This window comes from Demequina phytophila (genome assembly GCF_000971135.1).
GTDB classification, from domain to species: domain Bacteria; phylum Actinomycetota; class Actinomycetes; order Actinomycetales; family Demequinaceae; genus Demequina; species Demequina phytophila.
Map to the genome: position 1 here is coordinate 102,033 of NZ_BBLW01000007.1, position 18,985 is coordinate 121,017.

The following is an 18,985-nucleotide window of genomic DNA, read 5'->3' on the forward strand; positions in this document are numbered from 1 at the left end:
ACGAAGGCTACGCCTCGACGGCCTCGGCCTTCTCCGCCTTCTCGCCCGTGGCCTCGGGCTTGGCGTCGACGCCGGCCTCCTTGCGCTGCTCCGGCGTGATGGGCGCCGGGGCCGCGGTGAGCGGGTCGTAGCCGCCGCCGGACTTGGGGAACGCGATGACGTCGCGGATGGAGTCCGCCTTGGCGAGCAGCGCCGTCACGCGGTCCCAGCCGAGCGCGATGCCGCCGTGCGGCGGGGCGCCGTACTGGAACGCGTCGAGCAGGAAGCCGAACTTCTCCTGCGCCTCCTCCTCGCCGATGCCCATCACCGTGAACACGCGCTGCTGCACGTCCTGACGGTGGATACGGATGGAGCCGCCGCCGATCTCGTTGCCGTTGCAGACGATGTCGTACGCGTAGGCGAGCGCCGGGCCCGGGTCCGTGTCGAAGGTGTCCATGAACTCCGGCTTGGGGCTCGTGAACGCGTGGTGCACGGCGGTCCAGGCGGAGTGGCCGAGCGCCACGTCGTCGTCGTCCACGTCGACCGGCTTGAACAGCGGGGCGTCGACCACCCAGCAGAACTCGAAGCGGTCCTCGTCGATCAGACCCACACGCTTGGCGATCTCGTTGCGCGCGGCGCCGAGCAGCGCACGCGAGGCACCGGTCTTGCCGGCGGCGAAGAAGATGCAGTCACCGGGGTTGGCGCCCACGGCCTCCGCCAGGCCGGCAAGCTCCGCCTCGGAGAGGTTCTTGGCGACGGGGCCGCCGAGCGTGCCGTCCTCCTGCACCAGCACGTACGCGAGGCCGCGGGCGCCGCGCTGCTTGGCCCACTCCTGCCACGCGTCGAGGGTCTTGCGGGGCTGCGAGGCGCCGCCGGGCATGACCACGGCGCCCACGTACTCGGCCTGGAACACGCGGAACGGCGTCTCGGCGAAGTAGGACGTGAGCTCGGTGAGCTCGAGCCCGAAGCGCAGGTCCGGCTTGTCGGAGCCGAAGCGGGCCATGGCGTCGTTGTAGGTGAGGCGCGGGATGGGCAGCGGCACCTCGTAGCCGATGAGCGACCACAGCTCGCGGACCAGCTCCTCGCCCAGCGCGATCACGTCGTCCTGGTCGACGAAGCTCATCTCGATGTCGAGCTGCGTGAACTCGGGCTGGCGGTCCGCCCGGAAGTCCTCGTCGCGGTAGCAGCGGGCGATCTGGTAGTACCGCTCCATACCGGCGACCATGAGCAGCTGCTTGAACAGCTGCGGCGACTGGGGCAGCGCGTACCAGGAGCCGGGCGACAGGCGCGCGGGCACCAGGAAGTCACGGGCGCCCTCGGGGGTGGAGCGCGTGAGGGTCGGGGTCTCGATCTCGAGGAAGTCGTGACGCTCGAGCACGCGGCGCGCGGCCTGGTTGACCTTCGAGCGCAGCACGATGTTCTCGCGCGGCTGCGGGCGGCGGAGGTCCAGGTAGCGGTGCTTGAGGCGCGCCTCCTCGCCGACGGTGACGTGCTCGTCGATCGGGAACGGCGTGGGCGCGGACTCGTTGAGGATGGTCACGTCCTTGACGTCGACCTCGATCTCGCCGGACGGCATGTTGGGGTTCGACGAGCCCTCGGGGCGCAGGCGCACCTCGCCGGTGACCTGGATGACGTACTCGGTGCGCAGCGCGTGCGCGACCTCCTCGCGGATCACCAGCTGCGCGAGGCCCGACGCGTCACGCAGGTCGATGAACGCGACGCCGCCGTGATCGCGGCGACGGCCCACCCACCCGGCGAGGGTGACGGTGGCGCCGGCGTCGGCGGCGCGCAGGTTTCCAGCGAGATGCGTGCGGAGCAAGTTGCTTGCCTTTCTTACGCGCGGGTAGCGCGGGGTTGTGAAGAGCGGACCTCAGTCTAGCCGCGGACGATGCGCGGGTTCAGGTCCTCGGTCGGGGGCGCCCAGGCGTCGGCGTCGGCGGGGACCTGGTCGCCCGAGCGGATGTCCTTGACCTCGCCGTCGGGCGACGTGCCGTCGCCGGCGGCAGGGAACCACACGAACGGGATGCCGCGGCGGTCCGCGTACTGGATCTGCTTGCCGAACTTGGCGGCGTTGGGCGACACCTCGGTGGCGATGCCGCGGGCGCGGAGGCGATCCGCGATCGCCGTGGACGCGGCGCGGTGCTCCTCGTCGGTGACGGCGACCAGGACGGCCTGCGGCACGGAGCGGGACGCGGTCGCGAGGCCCGCGCCGAGCATGCGGCTCACCAGGCGGCTCACGCCGATCGACATGCCGACGCCGGGGAAGCCGCCGCCGGCGACCAGCGAGTCGTAGCGGCCGCCGGAGCAGATCGAGCCGAGGTCCTCGTGACCGTCCAGGACGGTCTCGTAGACGGCGCCCGTGTAGTAGTCGAGGCCGCGCGCGATCCGGAGGTCCGCGATCGCGGTCTCGGGGACGGCGGTGTTGACCGCGTCCACCAGCGCCGCGAGTGACCGGGCGCCGCGATCGAACTGGGCCCGCGCATCGTCCGCCTCCTCGACGATCGGGCTGTGGTCCCACAGCGCCTCGACCAGGTCGAGGAAGGAGCCGTCGGGCGTCTGGATCGCGGCGAGCTCGAGGATCGCGTCGACGGCCTCGGGGCTGACGCCCTTGCCGTGGAGCTCCTCGCGCACGCCGTCGGGGCCGATCTTGTCGAGCTTGTCGACGCTGCGCAGCGCGCCCGCGACGTCCGCGATGCCGACGCCCCGGTAGAAGCCCTCGACCAGCGCGCGGTTGTTGAGGTGCATGCGCGCGGGAGGCAGCGGCAGTGCGCGCAGGGCGCGGGCCATGACGATCGCGACCTCGGCCTCGAGGTGCTCGGGCAGGGTGTCCCGCCCCACCACGTCGATGTCGGCCTGGTAGAACTCGCGGAATCGGCCCTCCTGCGGGCGCTCGCCGCGCCACACCTTCTGGATCTGGAAGCGCCGGAACGGGAACTGCAGGCGGCCCTGGTTCTCCTCGACGTACCGCGCGAACGGCACCGTGAGGTCGAAGTGCAGGCCCAGCTTGGCCTCGCGACCGGCCTGCTCGTCGGCGTTGAGGCGACCGATCGCGTAGATCTCCTTCGACGCGTCCGAATCGCCTGCGAGACGGTCCACCGGCTCCACCGCACGGGTCTCGATCTCACCGAAGCCGTGCAGCGCGAACACCTCGCGCAGCGTCGCGAGGACGTGCGCCTCGACAAGGCGCTCCTGCGGGGACCATTCGGGGAATCCGGAGAGGGGTTGCACGCGTGCCATGCCCGCCATTGTTCCGCATGCGCCCGCCCTAGACTGACCTGGCACATCACCGGGATGAGGACGACTCGATGACCAACAAGAAGCAGGCCAAGGCGCAGGCGGCCAAGAAGCAGCACGCGTACGAGGCACGGATCGCCGCGAAGCAGCGCAAGCGCGAGCGGACCATCCGCATCACCGCGATCGTCACGATCGTCGCGCTGGTGCTCGGCGGCGGGCTCGCGGTGATCCTCACGGCGGTCCACAGCAACCAGCAGGCGAAGAAGGCCGCCTCCGCCACGGAGTCGACCGCCACCGCGACCACCGACGACGAGGTCGAGCTCGAGTCCGGCTGGGCGGTCTCCCCCGAGCCCCCGGACCCGTCCTACGCGGAGGACCGCACCTGGACCGCGACCCTTGCGACCAACCAGGGCGATATCGAGATCGAGCTCGACGGCGCCGCGGCCCCGCAGGCGGTCGCGAGCTTCATCAAGCTCGCCGAGGACGGCTACTTCGACGGCACCGGCTGCCACCGCCTCACCACCGCGGGCATCTACGTGCTCCAGTGCGGCGACCCGACGGGCACCGGCACCGGCGGCCCCGGCTACCGCTACGGCCCCGTCGAGAACGCCCCGGCGGACGATGTCTACCCCGCCGGCACCGTCGCGATGGCGCGCGTGGGCGGCGACGGCGAGTCGATGGGAAGCCAGTTCTTCATCGTCTACCAGGACTCCACCATCCCGTCCGACGCGGCGGGCGGCTATACGGTGCTCGGCCAGGTGGTGGCCGGAAACGCTAGTGTTGAGCGTGTTGCCGAAGCAGGCACCATCACCGGGGACACCGACGGTGCCCCCGCAATGTCCGTCATCGTGAACGAGGTATCCGTCTCATGACCGAGTCGTCCGACGCTCCGGCGCCGAAGACCGAGGCCCCCGAGGCCGCGTCCCAGCCCACCCCCGAGGCCGTGGCGGAGGTGACCGAGACCGTCGAGGTCGCCGCCGAGGCTCCCGTCGAGGAGGCGCCTGCCGAGGTCGCAGACGCCCCTGCCGAGGCCGAGGCTCCCGCGGAGGAGCCCGCAGCCGAGGAGGAGGCGCCCGCCGCATCGTCCCCCGCGAAGAAGGGCCCGAAGCCGCGCGCTCCCAAGCCGGGCGCGTTCAAGGCCCCGTCGCCGGTCGCCGTCGCCAAGCAGGCGACGCACACGGTCGTGGTGGTGCCGGTCGCCGCGGAGGTGCCGGAGGAGCGCTTCGAGGAGGCGCTCGCGCACGGCCTGGTCGAGGACGGCAAGGCGTACGTGATCATCGCCGAGGAGCGCGTCGAGGTCGGTCCCGCCGAGGACGACGAGGCCCTCAAGCCCTACGCGCACGCGTTCTTCGAGCTCGAGGCGTCGGTGGAGCGTTTCCACGCCCGCCTGTCCTCCGCGGAGCTCTCCCCCAAGGACATCGACGAGTCGATCGCCTCGATCGAGGCTGTCCTCACCCCGGTGAGCGTGGTGGGCGACCTCGACACGCTGGTCGAGCGCTACGCCGCGGTGAAGGCGGAAGCCGAGGAGACGCGTACGCGCATCCAGGAGGAGCGTCGCGTGGCCCGCGAGGCCGCCGTGGCCTCGCGCGAGGAGATCGTGTCGACGGCCGAGGCGCTCGCCGCGAAGCCCGAGACGCAGGTCCACTGGAAGAACGACACCGCCACCCTGCGCGGGCTGCTCGACGCGTGGAAGGAGGCGCAGCGCTCCGGCGCACGCATCCCCAAGGACGTCGAGCGCGCCCTGTGGACGCGCTTCACGCACGCGCGGTCCGCGTTCGAGAAGGCCCGCAAGCACCACTTCGCGGAGCTCGACCGGTCCAACGCGGACGTCGCGGGCCGCAAGGAGGAGCTGGTCGCGAAGGCCGAGTCGCTCGCCCAGACCACCGACTGGGACACCGGCGCACGCGGCTTCCGCGACCTCATGAACGAGTGGCGCACCGCCGGCCGGGGCCGCCGCTCCGTCGACGACGCGCTGTGGAAGAGGTTCCAGAACGCACAGGACTCGTTCTTCGAGGCCCGCCGCGGTGCGGCCGACGCGGAGGACGAGGCGCTGTCGGGCAACGTCGACGCCAAGGAGGCCGCCGTGGCCGAGGCCGAGGCGCTTCTGCCCATCAAGGACCTCAACGCCACCAAGCAGGCGCTCCGCCCCATCCAGGACCGCTTCGAGGCCGCGGGCCGCGTCCCGCGCGCCGACATCGCGCGCCTGTCCAAGCGCATGGGCGCCGTCGAGAAGGCCGTCCGAGACGCCGAGGACGCGGAGTGGAACTCGCGCAACCCCGAGCTCGAGGCGCGCGCCTCGGGCGCGGCGGCGCAGCTGGGCTCCGCGATCGCGGCGCTCGAGGCCGAGATCGCCGAGGCGAAGGCCAAGGGCAAGGACACCAAGAAGCTCGAGGAGTCGCTGGCGGCCCGCCGGCAGTGGCTCACCCAGATCGAGGGGCTCGCGTAACCCGCGCAACCCGCGCATCGTCCAGGCTCCGAGGCCCGTCACCGCAAGGTGGCGGGCCTCGCTGCTTCCCCGCTTCCGCGATTGCTCATCCACACAGCCTCCGCGATGTGACCGTTCACCGAGACAGCTTCAAGCGGATCTGGCGCATCTAGGTGGATGAGTGCGTTTCCTGTGTGGATCAGTGCAGCCGGCGTCGGCAGCGGGCGCCGTCCACAGGGGGTCGCCTGCCCGGCCCCGGCACGGGACCCTGGGGTGATGATCCTGGTGCGACCTGACGACGTCGGTCCCGCCGCCTTCGCACGCCTGCTGCGCGACCGTCACCTGGCGCACCTCCTGCCCGGGGTCGCCCGTCCCGCCGACATCCCCGACTCCCCCGGCCTGCGCGCGCTCGCCGCCGCCGACCGGGTCCCCACGCACGTGGTCCTGACCGGCCTCGCGGCGCTGTGGGTGCACTGCTGGAGGGACGATGCCCCGGCCGGGTGGCACGCGGTGGGTGTCCGGGGGCTCTACCGCCCGGCGAGCACCGCGGTGCGGCTCCACTCGGGCCCGACGGCGCGCCTGGGAGCGACGGTCGAGGGCGGGCTGCGCCTCGCTCCCCCGGCGCGCGCATGCGTCGACGCGCTGCGGTGGGAGCCGCCCCACGCGGCGCTGCACACGGTGGCCGGAGCGGTCGCCCGCGGCCGCCTCGCCCCCGCGGACCTCGAGGCGGCCCTGCGTCACGACGCGCGCTCGAGCGCCGGCTACGCGCGCGTCGCCGGGCTGGTGGAGGCGATCAGGGCCGCTTGGTCCCCGTGATGCGGCGCGCGTCGTAGACGCCGTCGATGCGGCGCACCGCGGACAGGATCGCGCCCAGGTGCGACGGGTCCGCCATCTCGAACTGGAAGCTCGACATCGCGACGCGGTCGCGGGTGGTCGACACGTTCGCGGACAGGATGTTGACGTGGTGGTCGGACAGCACCTGCGTGACGTCCGAGAGCAGGCGGTTGCGGTCGAGCGCCTCGACCTCGATCTGCACCAGGAACGTGCCGGCGGAGTGCCCGGTCCACTCGACGTCGATGAGCCGCTCGCTCTGGTTGTTCAGCTGCGCGAGGTTGTCGCAGTCCGCACGGTGCACCGAGACGCCGGAGCCGCGGGTGATGAAGCCCTGGATCGGGTCGCCGGGCACGGGCGTGCAGCAGCGTGCGAGCTTGACCACCACGTCGGTGAGCCCGTGCACGGACACTCCGGGGTCTCCACGACGCGCGGCGCGTGCCGGCGGCAGCCCGGGGCGGGTGATCTCGGTGAGGTCCTCGTCCGCGCCCTCCTGACCACCCACGGCATCGGTCATCCGCGCGACCACGTCGGCCGCCTGCTCCTTGTGCTCGCCGATCGCGGCGTACAGCGAGTCGACGTCCTCGTAGTGCATCTCCTTCGCGAGGGCGAGGAGCGTGGGACGGCTCATGAGGCGCTGCATGGGCAGCTGCTGACGGCGGATCGCGCGGGCGAGCATGTCGCGCCCGGTCTCGATGGACTCCTCGCGCCGCTCGCGCGTGAACCACTGGCGGATCTTGTTGCGGGCGCGCGTGGACTGCACGAACTCGAGCCAGTCGCGCTTGGGGTGCGCGTTCTCGTCGGACGTGGTGAGCACCTCGACGGTGTCGCCGTTCTCGAGCGTCGAGTCGAGCGGCACCAGCCGGCCGTTGACCTTGGCGCCGATGGTCTTGTGGCCCACCTCGGTGTGGACCGCGTACGCGAAGTCCACCGGCGTGGCGCCCTGGGGCAGCGACAGCAGCTTGCCGCGCGGCGTGAACACGTAGACCTCGGCCTTGGAGATCTCGCCCCGGAGGCTGTCGAGGAACTCGGTCGGGTCCGCGGTCTCCTGCTGCCAGTCCGCGATCTGGCGCAGCCAGCCCATCTCACCGCCGCCGCGCGACGTGACGCCGGTCTTCGCGGTCTCCTTGTAGCGCCAGTGCGCGGCCAGGCCGTACTCGGCGCGGCGGTGCATGTCGTAGGTGCGGATCTGCAGCTCCACCGGCTTGCCCGTGGGACCGATCACCGTGGTGTGCAGCGACTGGTACAGGTTGAACTTGGGCATCGCGATGTAGTCCTTGAACCGGCCCGGGACGGGCTGGTACCTGGCGTGCATCGCGCCCAGCACGGCGTAGCAGTCGCGGACCGTCTCGACCAGGATGCGGATCCCCACCAGGTCGTAGATGTCGTTGAGGTCGCGACCCCGCACGATCATCTTCTGATACACCGAGTAGTAGTGCTTGGGGCGACCGGTGATCTCGCCCTTGATCTTCATGCCGCGGAGGTCCTTCTCGATCTCCGCGCGAACCTGCGCGAGGTACTTCTCGCGCTCGGGCGCCCGCTCCGTGACGACGTCGACGATCTCCTGGTAGATCTTCGGGTACAGGGTCTGGAAGCTGAGGTCCTCGAGCTCCCACTTGATCGCGTTGAGGCCCATGCGGTGCGCGAGCGGGGCGTAGATCTCGAGCGTCTCCTGCGCCTTCTTGCGCGCGGACTCCGGCGCGACGTACTTCCAGGTGCGCGCGTTGTGGAGCCGGTCGCACAGCTTGAGCAGCAGCACGCGGATGTCCTTGGCCATCGCGACGACCATCTTGCGCACGGTCTCCGCCTGCGCGGCGTCCCCGTACGTGACCTTGTCGAGCTTGGTGACGCCGTCGACGATCATCGCGACCTCGTCGCCGAACTCCTGCTGCATGCGCTCGAGCGAGAACTCCGTGTCCTCGACCACGTCATGCAGCAGCGCCGCCGCGATCACCGAGTCCGTCATGCCCAGGTCCGCGATGATCTGCGCCACCGCGATCGGGTGGGTGATGTAGGGCTCGCCGCTCTTGCGCTTCTGGCCGCGGTGCGCCTCCTCGGCGACCTTGTAGGCGCGCTCGATCAGCCCCGTCCGTCCGCGCGGATACATCCGGCGATACGTGTCGAGCACGCCGTCGATCGCGCTGGCCTCCCGGCTCCCCCGGCGCAGGAATCCGAGCCCGAGCGTGCCGGTCGAGGGACGGGTCTCTGTCACGCGCACCTCCGAGGCTGGTAGACCGACAGTCTATCCGCGCGGCCCGACACCCCGACACGTCCGCATTCTGTACCAAAGACGACGGAAGGGGGACGATGCGGCGGTCGCCGCATCGTCCCCCTCACCTTCGGCCGGGGTGGAGACCCCGTGTCAGGCCTTGCGCTTCTTGCGCTTGGGCTGCGCCGCGGCGCCCTGGTGGCTGCCGCGGTTGACCGCGCCCACGCGCACGTCGCCGGTGTCGGAGATCGCCACGTCCGTCTCGCCCGAGGCCCGCAGCGCGAGAACCTGCCGCGTGTGCTCGACGATCTTGGGCTCGTAGTCGCGCAGCGCGACCTCGACCGGCGTCGCCACGAAGATCGACGAGTACGTGCCGACCGCCATGCCGACGAACAGCGCGAGCGAGATGTCCTTGAGCGTGCCCGCACCGAGAAGGAACGAGCCGATGAACAGGATCGCGGACACCGGCAGCAGCGCCACCACGGACGTGTTGATGGAGCGCACCAGGGTCTGGTTGAGGCCCAGGTTCGCGAGCTCGTCGTACGTGTAGCGGTGCTGCGACGTGAGGTGCTGCGTGTTCTCGCGGATCTTGTCGAACACCACCACCGTGTCGTACAGCGAGTAGCCGAGGATGGTGAGGAATCCGATCACGGACGCCGGGGTGACCTCGAAGCCGATCAGCGCGTACACGCCGACCGTGATGATGAGGTCGTGCGCGAGCGCCACGAGCGCCGCCACCGCCATGCGCCAGGCGCGGAAGTACAGCGACATCACGATGCCGACGAGCACGAGGAACACGATCAGCGACTGGACCGCCGCCTTGCCCACGGACGCGCCCCACGTGGGGCCGATCTGCGTGAAGCTGACCTGGTCCTCGGGGACGTCGTAGGCCTCCGCCAGGGCGGACGTGATCTCACGACCGGTCTCGATGTCGACCACGCCGATCTGGATGCGGACGTCGTTGTCACCGAGGATGGTGACGCGCGCGGTGGCGTCGGGCGCGAGCTCCTCGATCACGGCCTGCGCCTCGGCGGGCTCGGTGATCGACGTCTCGGTGACGCGGAACTCGGTGCCGCCGACGAAGTCGATGCCGGCGTTGAGCCCCTTCGTGAACAGCGCCACCAGCGACAGCGCGACGAGCACGCCGGACACGATGAACCAGCGCTTGCGCTGGGCGACGATCGGGTAGGTCTTCTCCCCGGAGTGCAGCTTGTTGCCCCACTCGGCCAGGTTGAGCTTCATCGGGTCTCCTCCCCCTCGGGGCGGGCGTCGTCGTCGGTGTCGGTCGCGGTGGCGGCCGCCGCGGGCGCGACGATGCCGGCGGCCGCGGCCTTGCGCTCGGCGAGCGTGGGCTGGCCGGTGACGATGCGTCCGCGGCCCTTGTACATGGTGTCGCGTCCCAGCTGGCGCGGATCGAGGCCCGACCACTTGTGACCGCGGGCGAAGAACGGCCGCTTCCCCATGAGCATGAGGATCGGGTGGGTGAAGAGGAACACCACCAGGACGTCGACCAGGGTGGTGAGACCCAGCGTGAACGCGAAGCCGCGCACGCCGCCGACCGCGAGGAGGTAGAGCACCACGGCCGCGAGCACGTTGATCGCGTCCGAGGCGAGGATGGTGCGGCGGGCGCGACGCCAGCCGTGATCGATCGCGGCCTGCAGCGACCGTCCCTCGCGCAGCTCGTCCCTCACGCGTTCGAAGTACACGATGAAGGAGTCCGCGGTCACACCGATCGCGACGATCAGGCCGGCGACGCCGGCGAGCGACAGGCGGTAGCCGATCACCCACGACAGCAGCGCGATGAGCCCGTACGTGATCGCTCCGGCGATGACGAGCGAGCCGACCGTGACGAAGCCGAGCGCGCGGTACTGGATCAGCGAGTAGATGACCACCAGCAACAGGCCGATCGCGCCGGCGATCAGACCCTTCTGCAGCTGGTCGGCGCCGAGCGTCGCGGAGATCTGCTGCTCCGACTGCACCTCGAGCGTCATGGGCAGCGCGCCGAACTTCAGCTGGTTGGCCAGCTGCTCGGCGGACTCCTGCGTGAAGTTGCCCGTGATCGAGGCCTGGCCGCCGGTGATGGTGGTCGACACGGCGGGAGCGGAGATCACGACGCCGTCGAGCACCATCGCGAACTGGTCGCGGGGCGACTCGAAGTCCTTGATGCGGCCGGTGGTGTCGGCGAACTTCTTGGCGCCGTCGTTGGTGAGCTCGAGGCGGACCTCGTAGCGGCCGGTGAGCGTGCCGGCCGAGTTGTACTCGGGGCCGGAGGTCGCCGTGGCGACGTCGGTGCCGTCCATCTCGACGGGGCCCATGATGTACTTCGCGAGGCCGTCCTGGTCGCACGCGACGTCCGCGAGGGCCGGGTCGCCGGGGGTGACGCCCGAGAGGTTCTCGGCGGCGGTGCAGTCGAGCGCGTCGTACTTCGCCTGCACGTCCTCGGTGATCCACTCGAGCGACGAGGGGTCGGTGCCCTCGGCAGGGGTCGCCGCGTCGGCGCTCGCGCTGGCGCTCGGCTCGGGGGTGGCGGAACCGGCAGGCTCGGCGGTCTCATCCGCGGACGGCGAGGCGCTGGGCTCCGGCGTGGCCGAGGCCGAGGCGTCGCTGGTGGTGGTCGGCAGCGGGGAGCCCGAGACCAGCACGGGGCGGAACTGCAGCTGCGCGCTCTGGCGCACCAGGTCCACCGTCTCCTCGGACGGGTTGCCGGGCAGCGCGACCACGATGTTCTGGCCCTGCGTGCTGATCTCCGCCTCGGCGACGCCGGACGCGTCGATGCGGCGGCGGATGATGTCGACGGCCTGGTCGAGGTCGGCCTGGTCGATGGTCTGCTCGGCGCCGTCGGCCAGCACGGGCGCGAGCACGATCTCGCGGCCGCCGGCCAGGTCGAGCGCCAGGTTGGGCGTCCAGGACGCGTTGCCGAACACCACCCCCAGCGCCAGGGTGCCGTAGAGCACGACGATGATCGCGCCCAGCCAGGTCAGCGCACGACGCGCCTCGTTCTTCACACGTGCCACAGGAATCCTCACGGTCTCGGCTCGCTTGAGCCCCGAGTGATTCTAGCCAGGCTGGCGCGGCACCCGGTGACCCCGGGCCGTGTCAGTCGAAGAGGCGGCCGCCCGATTCGCCGCCGATCGCGTCCGCGGGCGGCTTGAGACCCAGGTGCAGCCACGCGTCGGCGGTCGCGATGCGGCCGCGCGGGGTGCGGCTCATGAGGCCCTCGCGGACCAGGAACGGCTCCGCGACGGTCTCGACGGTCTCGGTCTCCTCGCCCACGGTGACGGCGAGCGTGGACAGGCCCACGGGACCGCCGGCGAACCGCGTGCACAGCGCCTTGAGCACGGCGCGGTCGAGCCGGTCGAGGCCGCGCTCGTCGACCTCGTACACGGCGAGCGCCTCCCGGGCCGCCTCGAGGTTGGCGCGGCCGGTGCCGTGCACCTCCGCCCAGTCGCGCACGCGACGCAGCAGGCGGTTGGCGATGCGAGGGGTGCCGCGAGAGCGCGACGCGATCTCGCGCGCGGCGTCGTGCGTGATCGACACGCCGAGGCGCCCGGCGGAGCGCACCACGATCGCCATGAGCTCGTCGTCCTCGTAGAAGTCGAGGTGGCCGGTGAACCCGAAGCGGTCGCGCAGCGGTGCCGGCAGGAGGCCGGCGCGGGTGGTCGCGCCCACCACGGTGAAGGCGGGCAGGCTGAGCGGGATGGAGGTGGCGCCGGCGCCCTTGCCCACCACCACGTCGACCCGGAAGTCCTCCATCGCGAGGTAGAGCATCTCCTCCGCGGGTCGCGCGAGGCGGTGGATCTCGTCGAGGAACAGCACGTCGCCCTCGTCGAGCGAGCTGAGGATCGCCGCGAGGTCGCCGGCGTGCTGGATCGCGGGACCGGAGGTGAGCCGCAGGGTCGAGCCGAGCTCCGCGGCGATGATCATCGCGAGCGTGGTCTTGCCCAGCCCGGGCGGGCCGGACAGCAGCACGTGGTCGGGGGGCGTGCCGCGGCCCGTCGCGGCGTTGAGGACCAGGGACAGCTGCTCGCGCACCACGCGCTGGCCCACGAACTCGTCGAGGTTGGAGGGCCGCAGCGCGGCCTCGTTGGATCGCTCGATCGCGTCCGCGTCGGGGCTCACCACCCGGGTCTCGTCATCCACGCGTGCCTCCCAGGTGCTTGAGCGCGGACCGCAGCGCGGTACCCGTCTCAGACGCCGCCAGCGGATCCGGGGCGACCGCATCGACGGCCGCCTGCGCCTGCTTGGCCGGGTAGCCGAGTCCCACGAGGGCCTCGACCACCTCGCCGCGGGCGTCCGCGGCGGGGGCGCCCGGGGCATCGTCCGGCAGCACCAGCTTGCCGCCGAGCTCGAGCAGCAGCCGTGCCGCCACCTTGGGGCCGATCCCGGGGACCTTGGTGAGCGCCTTCTGGTCGCCGGCGGCGACCGCGGCCGCGAGGGCCTCCGGAGAGTGCACCGCGAGCATGGCCAGCGCGAGCTTGGCTCCCACGCCCTGGACGCTCTGGAGCTGCTCGAACGTGTCGCGCTCCCCCGCGCTGAGGAAGCCGAACAGCGTCATCGAGTCCTCGCGCACCACCATGTGGGTGTGCAGCGTCGCATCCAGGCCCGCCCGGAGCTCCGCGAGGGTCGCGGGCGTCGCGAGCACCCGGTAGCCCACGCCGGCGACGTCCAGCACCAGCGCCGTCGCGCCCGCATGCGCCACGGTCCCCCTGAGCTGTGCGATCACGCCCGTCCCCTTTCGAACACCTGTGCGAACAGGCTAGCCGATGGGGCGGACATCGGGGCCTCACCCGCGGCGGCGCGCCGCCTTCTCCGCGGCGGCCCATTGCCGTTGCGCGGGCGTGGTCGCGCCGGAGCCCACCGGGGCCGCTCCCCCGCGCCACGCGTGGGCGATGGCGATCGCGAGGGCGTCCGCCGCATCGGCCGGGCGCGGGGCCTCTTCCAGTCCGAGCAGGCGCGTCACCATGAAGGTCACCTGCGCCTTGTCGGCGCGGCCGTTGCCGGTGACCGCGGCCTTCACCTCGGACGGCGTGTACAGCGTGATGGGGAGCCCGCGGCGCTCGGCGGCGAGCATGATGACGCCCGATACCTGGGCGGTGCCCATGATGGTCGAGACGTCCGAGCGCGCGAAGATGCGCTCCATCGCGACGGCCTCGGGCTCGTGCTCGTCGAGCATGGCCTCGAGGACCGTCGCGATCTGGGCGAGACGCGCGGGCGTCTCGTGCGTGGAGGGTGACGTCGCGACGCGGACGTCCAGCATGCTGATGCGTCGTGCGGAACCCGACTCGACCACACCCAGGCCGCACCTGGTGAGGCCGGGGTCGACCCCCAGGATGCGCATCATCCCCCGCCGCCGGTCGGCCGTCAGGCCTGCGCGGCCTCGAGCACCTCGTCGGACGCGTCGAAGTTCGCCCACACGTTCTGGACGTCGTCCGAGTCCTCGAGGGCGTCGATGAGGCGCAGCATCTTGCGCGCGCCGTCGACGTCGAGCTCGATCTTCATCGAGGGCATGAACGTCGCCTCGGCGCTCTCGTAGTCGATGCCGGCGTCCTGCAGCGCGGTGCGGACGGACACGAAGTCGGTGGCCTCGGAGATGATCTCGAACACGTCGCCGAGGTCGTTGATCTCCTCCGCGCCGGCCTCGAGCGTCGCCTCCATGAGCGAGTCCTCGGTGGCGCCGCCCTCCTTGGAGACGATCACCTGGCCCTTGCGCGAGAAGAGGTATGAGACCGAGCCGGGGTCCGCGAGCGTGCCGTTGTTGCGGGTGAGGCCCACGCGCACCTCGGTGGCCGCACGGTTGCGGTTGTCGGTGAGGCACTCGATGAGCACCGCGACACCGTTGGGGCCGTAGCCCTCGTACATGATGGTCTCGTAGTCCGCGCCGCCCGCCTCGAGGCCCGAACCGCGCTTGACGGCGCGGTCGATGTTGTCGTTCGGGACGGACGACTTCTTCGCCTTCTGCACCGCGTCGAACAGGGTCGGGTTGCCCGCGAGGTCCCCGCCGCCGGTACGCGCCGCGACCTCGATGTTCTTGATGAGCTTGGCGAACAGCTTGCCGCGCTTGGCGTCGATGACGGCCTTCTTGTGCTTGGTCGTCGCCCACTTGGAATGCCCGGACACGTGTGCTCCTCGTCGAATGTCGGTCTGGAATCCCGTCCAGTGTAGTGCGTGGCAGCGGGGACGATGCGGCGGTCGGGCGGGCGGTCGGCCCACCGGACCGCGGTTCAGCCCACCAGGTCGAGGAGGAGCCGGTGGACGCGGTCGTCGTGGACGGCGCCCGGCTCGGCGATCTCGGGGTGGAAGCTCGTGGCGATGGCGTTGCCATGGCGCACGGCCACCGGGTGGCGAGAGCCGTCCGGACCCGCGGCGGTGGCGAGGACCTCCACGGCCGGGTCGCAGGACTCGACCCACGGCGCGCGGATGAAGGTCGCGTGCATGACGGAGCCGTCGGGCTCCCACACCAGCTCCGTCTCCGCGGAGTCGACCTGGCGTCCGAACGCGTTGCGGCGCACCGTCATCGGGATCGCGCCGAGGCTCTGCTGCCCGGAGATGCCGCCCACGAGGTCCGTGGCGAGCATGATCATCCCGGCGCAGGACCCCATCACGGGCATCCCGGCGTGGATCCGGTCGCGCAGCGGCTCGAACAGGTCGAAGGCCCGCAGCAGCTTGTCGATGGTGGTGGACTCGCCGCCGGGGATGATGAGCGCGTCGACGGCCTTGAGCTCCGCGAGCCGGCGCACGCCCACCGCGGTCGCGCCCACGCGGGTCGCCGCCGCGAGGTGCTCGCGCACGTCTCCCTGCAGGGCCAGCACGCCCACGGTGCTCATTCGTCCACCTCTCCCAGGTCCCGGGTGACGCCGTCCCAGTCGAGGAACCACGCCCATGTCTCTCTCAGCTGCGCGGGGAACACCTCGATGGGCGAGTCGCGCAGGTCCTGCTCCGTGAGCCAGGCCACCTCGTCGATGGTCTCCAGCTCGATCGCGGTCCACTCGGCCGCGGTGCGGTCGCGCCGCTCCGCGTCCTCGAGCCGGCCCACGTAGATCTCCTCGAACTGCGTGTACGGCTTCGAGGCGAAGTCGAAGATCGCGGTGCGCCGCCAGACCGGGCCCACCAGCTCGTCGGTCTCGAGCACCAGGCCCGTCTCCTCGGCGAGCTCGCGGACCGCTGCCGCGCGCATCGTCTCCCCGTCCTCGAGGCCGCCGCCCGGGGTGAACCAGAAGTAGCGCTCGACGTCGTGGGGGTCGTGGCCGCGGACCATCAGCAGGCGGGTCTCCCCCGCGGTCCGCCCCACCAGGAGCACGCGGGCGCCGCGACGGTGGATGCGATCCCCCGGCGCGGCGCCCATGCGTGCGTGAACCTGGTGCCTTACCAGCCGCGCTCGGCGAGGCGGTGCGGCTCGGGGATCTCGTCCACGTTGATGCCGACCATGGCCTCGCCCAGGCCGCGCGACACGTCCGCGATGACCGACGGGTCGTCGTAGAACGTGGTGGCCTTGACGATCGCCTTGGCGCGCGTGGCCGGGTCGCCCGACTTGAAGATGCCGGATCCGACGAACACTCCCTCGGCGCCCAGCTGCATCATCATCGCGGCGTCGGCCGGGGTGGCGATGCCGCCCGCGGTGAAGAGCACCACGGGGAGCTTGCCCGTCCGCGCGATCTCCTGGACCAGGGGCAGCGGCGCCTGGAGCTCCTTGGCGGCCACGTAGAGCTCGTCCTCGGGCATCGCGCCGAGGGCCTTGATCTCCGCGCGGATCTTTCGCATGTGGGTGGTCGCGTTGGACACGTCGCCGGTGCCGGCCTCGCCCTTCGAGCGGATCATGGCCGCGCCCTCGGAGATGCGGCGCAGCGCCTCGCCCAGGTTGGTCGCGCCGCACACGAAGGGAACGGTGAAGTTCCACTTGTCGATGTGGTGCGTGTAGTCCGCCGGGGTGAGCACCTCGGACTCGTCGATGTAGTCGACGCCGAGGCTCTCGAGCACCTGCGCCTCGACGAAGTGGCCGATGCGGGCCTTCGCCATCACGGGGATGGAGACGGCGTCGATGATGCCCTGGATCATGTCGGGGTCGCTCATGCGCGACACGCCGCCCTGGGCGCGGATGTCGGCGGGCACGCGCTCGAGCGCCATGACGGCGACGGCGCCGGCGTCCTCCGCGATCTTCGCCTGGTCCGGGGTGACCACGTCCATGATGACGCCGCCCTTGAGCATCTCGGCCATGCCGCGCTTCACAAGGTCGGTCCCTACCTGGGGCTTCGTGGTCTCGTCGATGGTGCTCATGGGGTGCTGACGTCCTTCGTCGGATGGGGATGGAACTCGGCGTCCATCCTAATGGCGTCGCGGTACGTCTCCTCGACACGTGGCGCGACGTTGGACCAGTCGAACGCCGCGGCGCACTCGCGCCCGCGCTCGGCCAGCTCCTCGCGACCCGCGGGGTCGTCGAGAAGTCCTGTGATGCACGAGGCGAGCGACGCCGGGTCGCCCACCGCGTGATGCGCGGCCGCGTGGCCGCCGTCCGCGACCGTCGACACGTCCATGAAGGCCGTGAGGTCGGAGGCGACCACGGCGGCGCCCGCCGCCATCGCCTCGACCAGGACGATCCCGAAGCTCTCGCCACCCGTGTTGGGGGCGCAGTAGATGTCGACCGAGGCCATGAAGCGGGCCTTCTGGTCCTCGTCGAGCTCGCCGATCACCTCGGCGCCCGCCCGGGCCGCCTTCGCGGCGATCCGGTCGGAGAACCGGCCCGCGACAAGGAATCGCGCGTGCGGGTGGCGGGCGCGCACCGCGGGGATCGCGGCGAGCAGGTCCTCGAGGCCCTTGCGGGGCTCGTCGAGGCGGCCGAGGATCCCGATGGTCGGGGCCTCCCGGGTGCCCTCCCAGCGGCGGTCCGCGCGGGCCCGCACGTAGCGCGACGTGTCGACGCCGTTGGGGATGATGTGCGTGGCCTGCACGCGCAGGTGGTCGGCGATGGTGGCGGCCGCGGAGGGCGAAACCGCGATGCGGGCGTCGAGCTCCTCGTAGCCCGGCTTGATCCACGGCTTCGCGAGCCGCATCGCCACGGACTCGTCCTGCGACGAGTGGAACGTCGCGACGGTGGGGCCGATCCTGGCCCACATCGCGATGAGGCTGAGCGACGGCGCTCCCGGCTCGTGGAGGTGCACGACGTCGAAGTGCCCCAGCTTGAGCCACTCTCGCACGCGGCTCGCCGCCATGAGGCCGAACGTGAGGCGGGCCGTGGATCCGTTGTAGCGGATGGGCAGCGACCGCCCCGCGCTCGAGACGTACGCCGGCACCGGGGTGTCCTCGGCGGCCGGCGCGAGCACCGAGACCTCGTGTCCACGGTCCATCAGCGCCTGTGCGAGGTCGAGCACGTGCAGCTGGACGCCGCCCGGACGGTCGAGGGAGTACGGGCACACGATCCCGATCCTCATCGCTCCGACCCCGTCCACCCGAACCGCTGCAGCATGTGCCAGTCCTCCGGATGCCGCGCGATCTCCGCTGCGAGGAACTGTACCCACGCCCGGGTGAGGTGTCCCACGCGGTCCTCCGCCGGCGCATCGGCCGGCAGCGAGGCGGGACCGAAGTGGAGCACCACGCCCCACCGCGACCGCGCCGTCAGGCGGCGGCGACCGCGGAGGCGCTCGTAGCGGACGTGCACGGGGAAGAGCGGCGCGCCGATCGCGACGGACAGCGCCGCGGGCCCGGGCGCGACCTTGACGCCGTGACCCCACATGTCGACCTCGATGCCGGAGCCGGACAGGTCGCGGTCGGCCAGCAGGCACATGAGCCCGCCCTGACGCTTGCCCAGGCGGATGAGCTCGCGGAACGTCGAGCCGCCCTCGTGACCGAGGATCGTCATCCCGACCTTCTCGCGGAGCGCGACGAACTCGTCGAAGACCTCACGCGGCTCGAGGATCTCCGCGACCGACGTCACGGGCGCGATGTGGCGGCACGCGTACGCGCCCACCAGGTCCCAGTTGCCGGAATGCGACAACGCGAGCACGGCGGTCCCCTCGGCCGCGACGCGCGCGCGTGCGCCGTGCGGGTCCTCGACGCGCACGCGGGCGTCGATGGTGCGCGCGGTCATGCGACCCAGCTCGAACGTCTCGGCGTAGTAGCGCGCGGCGGAGGCCATGCCCCGGCGCGACAGCGCACGCAGCTCCGCGCCCTCGAGACCGGTGACCCGGTGGAGGTTGTCCTCCAGCCGGCGCGCAGGCTTCGCCCGCCGTCTCCACTGCGCGTCGAAGCCCGCCCACAGCAGGACGCGCGTGAGCGAGCGGGGCGCGTACCGCGAGGCGCGGAACGCGAGGAGCATG

The 18,985-nt window shown here is 71.6% G+C and carries 17 protein-coding genes; 3 read left to right on the forward strand and 14 right to left on the reverse strand.

Annotated elements, in window-relative coordinates; genetic code table 11:
• Positions 1 to 7: 7 nt before the first annotated feature.
• Positions 8 to 1,798 (reverse strand): aspartate--tRNA ligase, encoded by a 1,791-nt coding sequence (aspS, locus tag AOM01_RS11230; RefSeq protein ID WP_062293428.1) that lies wholly within the window; start codon positions 1,796 to 1,798, stop codon positions 8 to 10.
• 56 nt (positions 1,799 to 1,854) lie between these two features.
• Positions 1,855 to 3,216: a histidine--tRNA ligase gene (hisS, locus tag AOM01_RS11235; protein WP_062293721.1), complete on the reverse strand. Its 1,362-nt coding sequence runs from the start codon at positions 3,214 to 3,216 to the stop codon at positions 1,855 to 1,857.
• A 68-nt stretch (positions 3,217 to 3,284) separates the two neighbouring features.
• Here hisS and AOM01_RS11240 point away from each other — a divergent pair, with 68 nt between their 5' ends.
• The 3 genes from AOM01_RS11240 to AOM01_RS11250 all read left to right on the forward strand — a co-directional run bounded on the left by AOM01_RS11240 (position 3,285) and on the right by AOM01_RS11250 (position 6,454).
• Positions 3,285 to 4,085: a peptidylprolyl isomerase gene (locus tag AOM01_RS11240; RefSeq protein WP_062293431.1), complete on the forward strand. Its 801-nt coding sequence runs from the start codon at positions 3,285 to 3,287 to the stop codon at positions 4,083 to 4,085.
• Positions 4,082 to 5,659: a DUF349 domain-containing protein gene (locus tag AOM01_RS11245; protein ID WP_062293434.1), complete on the forward strand. Its 1,578-nt coding sequence runs from the start codon at positions 4,082 to 4,084 to the stop codon at positions 5,657 to 5,659. The genes AOM01_RS11240 and AOM01_RS11245 overlap by 4 nt, the downstream gene beginning before the upstream one ends.
• Before the next feature lie 255 nt (positions 5,660 to 5,914).
• Complete coding sequence (locus AOM01_RS11250) at positions 5,915 to 6,454, forward strand: hypothetical protein (RefSeq protein ID WP_156155954.1); 540 nt, start codon at positions 5,915 to 5,917, stop codon at positions 6,452 to 6,454.
• On the opposite strand, the gene AOM01_RS14445 is transcribed toward AOM01_RS11250, so the two are convergent.
• From AOM01_RS14445 to AOM01_RS11310, 12 genes are all read right to left on the reverse strand, one after another.
• Positions 6,432 to 8,681 carry a RelA/SpoT family protein gene (locus AOM01_RS14445; protein ID WP_228374291.1) on the reverse strand — a complete coding sequence of 750 codons (2,250 nt, stop codon included), beginning with the start codon at positions 8,679 to 8,681 and terminating at the stop codon, positions 6,432 to 6,434. The genes AOM01_RS11250 and AOM01_RS14445 overlap by 23 nt on opposite strands.
• A 150-nt stretch (positions 8,682 to 8,831) precedes the next feature.
• The gene (gene secF / locus AOM01_RS14450) at positions 8,832 to 9,920 is read right to left on the reverse strand and encodes a protein translocase subunit SecF (protein WP_062293442.1); all 1,089 of its coding nucleotides are present in this window, start codon (positions 9,918 to 9,920) and stop codon (positions 8,832 to 8,834) included.
• The gene (gene secD / locus AOM01_RS11265) at positions 9,917 to 11,692 is read right to left on the reverse strand and encodes a protein translocase subunit SecD (protein WP_228374292.1); all 1,776 of its coding nucleotides are present in this window, start codon (positions 11,690 to 11,692) and stop codon (positions 9,917 to 9,919) included. The genes secF and secD overlap by 4 nt, the downstream gene beginning before the upstream one ends.
• 82 nt (positions 11,693 to 11,774) lie before the next feature.
• Complete coding sequence (gene ruvB / locus AOM01_RS11270; protein ID WP_062293444.1) at positions 11,775 to 12,818, reverse strand: Holliday junction branch migration DNA helicase RuvB; 1,044 nt, start codon at positions 12,816 to 12,818, stop codon at positions 11,775 to 11,777.
• Positions 12,811 to 13,401 (reverse strand): Holliday junction branch migration protein RuvA, encoded by a 591-nt coding sequence (gene ruvA, locus AOM01_RS11275; RefSeq protein ID WP_062293447.1) that lies wholly within the window; start codon positions 13,399 to 13,401, stop codon positions 12,811 to 12,813. The genes ruvB and ruvA overlap by 8 nt, the downstream gene beginning before the upstream one ends.
• Before the next feature lie 60 nt (positions 13,402 to 13,461).
• Positions 13,462 to 14,016 (reverse strand): crossover junction endodeoxyribonuclease RuvC, encoded by a 555-nt coding sequence (gene ruvC, locus AOM01_RS11280; protein WP_062293450.1) that lies wholly within the window; start codon positions 14,014 to 14,016, stop codon positions 13,462 to 13,464.
• Between the two features lie 23 nt (positions 14,017 to 14,039).
• Entirely contained in the window at positions 14,040 to 14,795 is a 756-nt protein-coding gene (locus AOM01_RS11285; RefSeq protein WP_062293452.1) for a YebC/PmpR family DNA-binding transcriptional regulator, read from the reverse strand.
• 104 nt (positions 14,796 to 14,899) lie between these two features.
• Positions 14,900 to 15,502 carry a pyridoxal 5'-phosphate synthase glutaminase subunit PdxT gene (gene pdxT / locus AOM01_RS11290; RefSeq protein WP_062293455.1) on the reverse strand — a complete coding sequence of 201 codons (603 nt, stop codon included), beginning with the start codon at positions 15,500 to 15,502 and terminating at the stop codon, positions 14,900 to 14,902.
• On the reverse strand, positions 15,499 to 16,020 hold the full coding sequence (locus AOM01_RS11295; RefSeq protein ID WP_062293458.1) for an NUDIX hydrolase: 522 nt from the start codon (positions 16,018 to 16,020) through the stop codon (positions 15,499 to 15,501). The genes pdxT and AOM01_RS11295 overlap by 4 nt, the downstream gene beginning before the upstream one ends.
• Before the next feature lie 20 nt (positions 16,021 to 16,040).
• The gene (gene pdxS / locus AOM01_RS11300; RefSeq protein ID WP_062293459.1) at positions 16,041 to 16,949 is read right to left on the reverse strand and encodes a pyridoxal 5'-phosphate synthase lyase subunit PdxS; all 909 of its coding nucleotides are present in this window, start codon (positions 16,947 to 16,949) and stop codon (positions 16,041 to 16,043) included.
• The gene (locus tag AOM01_RS11305) at positions 16,946 to 18,100 is read right to left on the reverse strand and encodes a glycosyltransferase family 4 protein (RefSeq protein WP_082110222.1); all 1,155 of its coding nucleotides are present in this window, start codon (positions 18,098 to 18,100) and stop codon (positions 16,946 to 16,948) included. The genes pdxS and AOM01_RS11305 overlap by 4 nt, the downstream gene beginning before the upstream one ends.
• Complete coding sequence (locus AOM01_RS11310; RefSeq protein WP_062293463.1) at positions 18,097 to 18,984, reverse strand: phosphatidylinositol mannoside acyltransferase; 888 nt, start codon at positions 18,982 to 18,984, stop codon at positions 18,097 to 18,099. Before AOM01_RS11310 ends, AOM01_RS11305 begins: the two co-directional genes overlap by 4 nt.
• Between the last annotated feature and the right edge of the window lies 1 nt (position 18,985).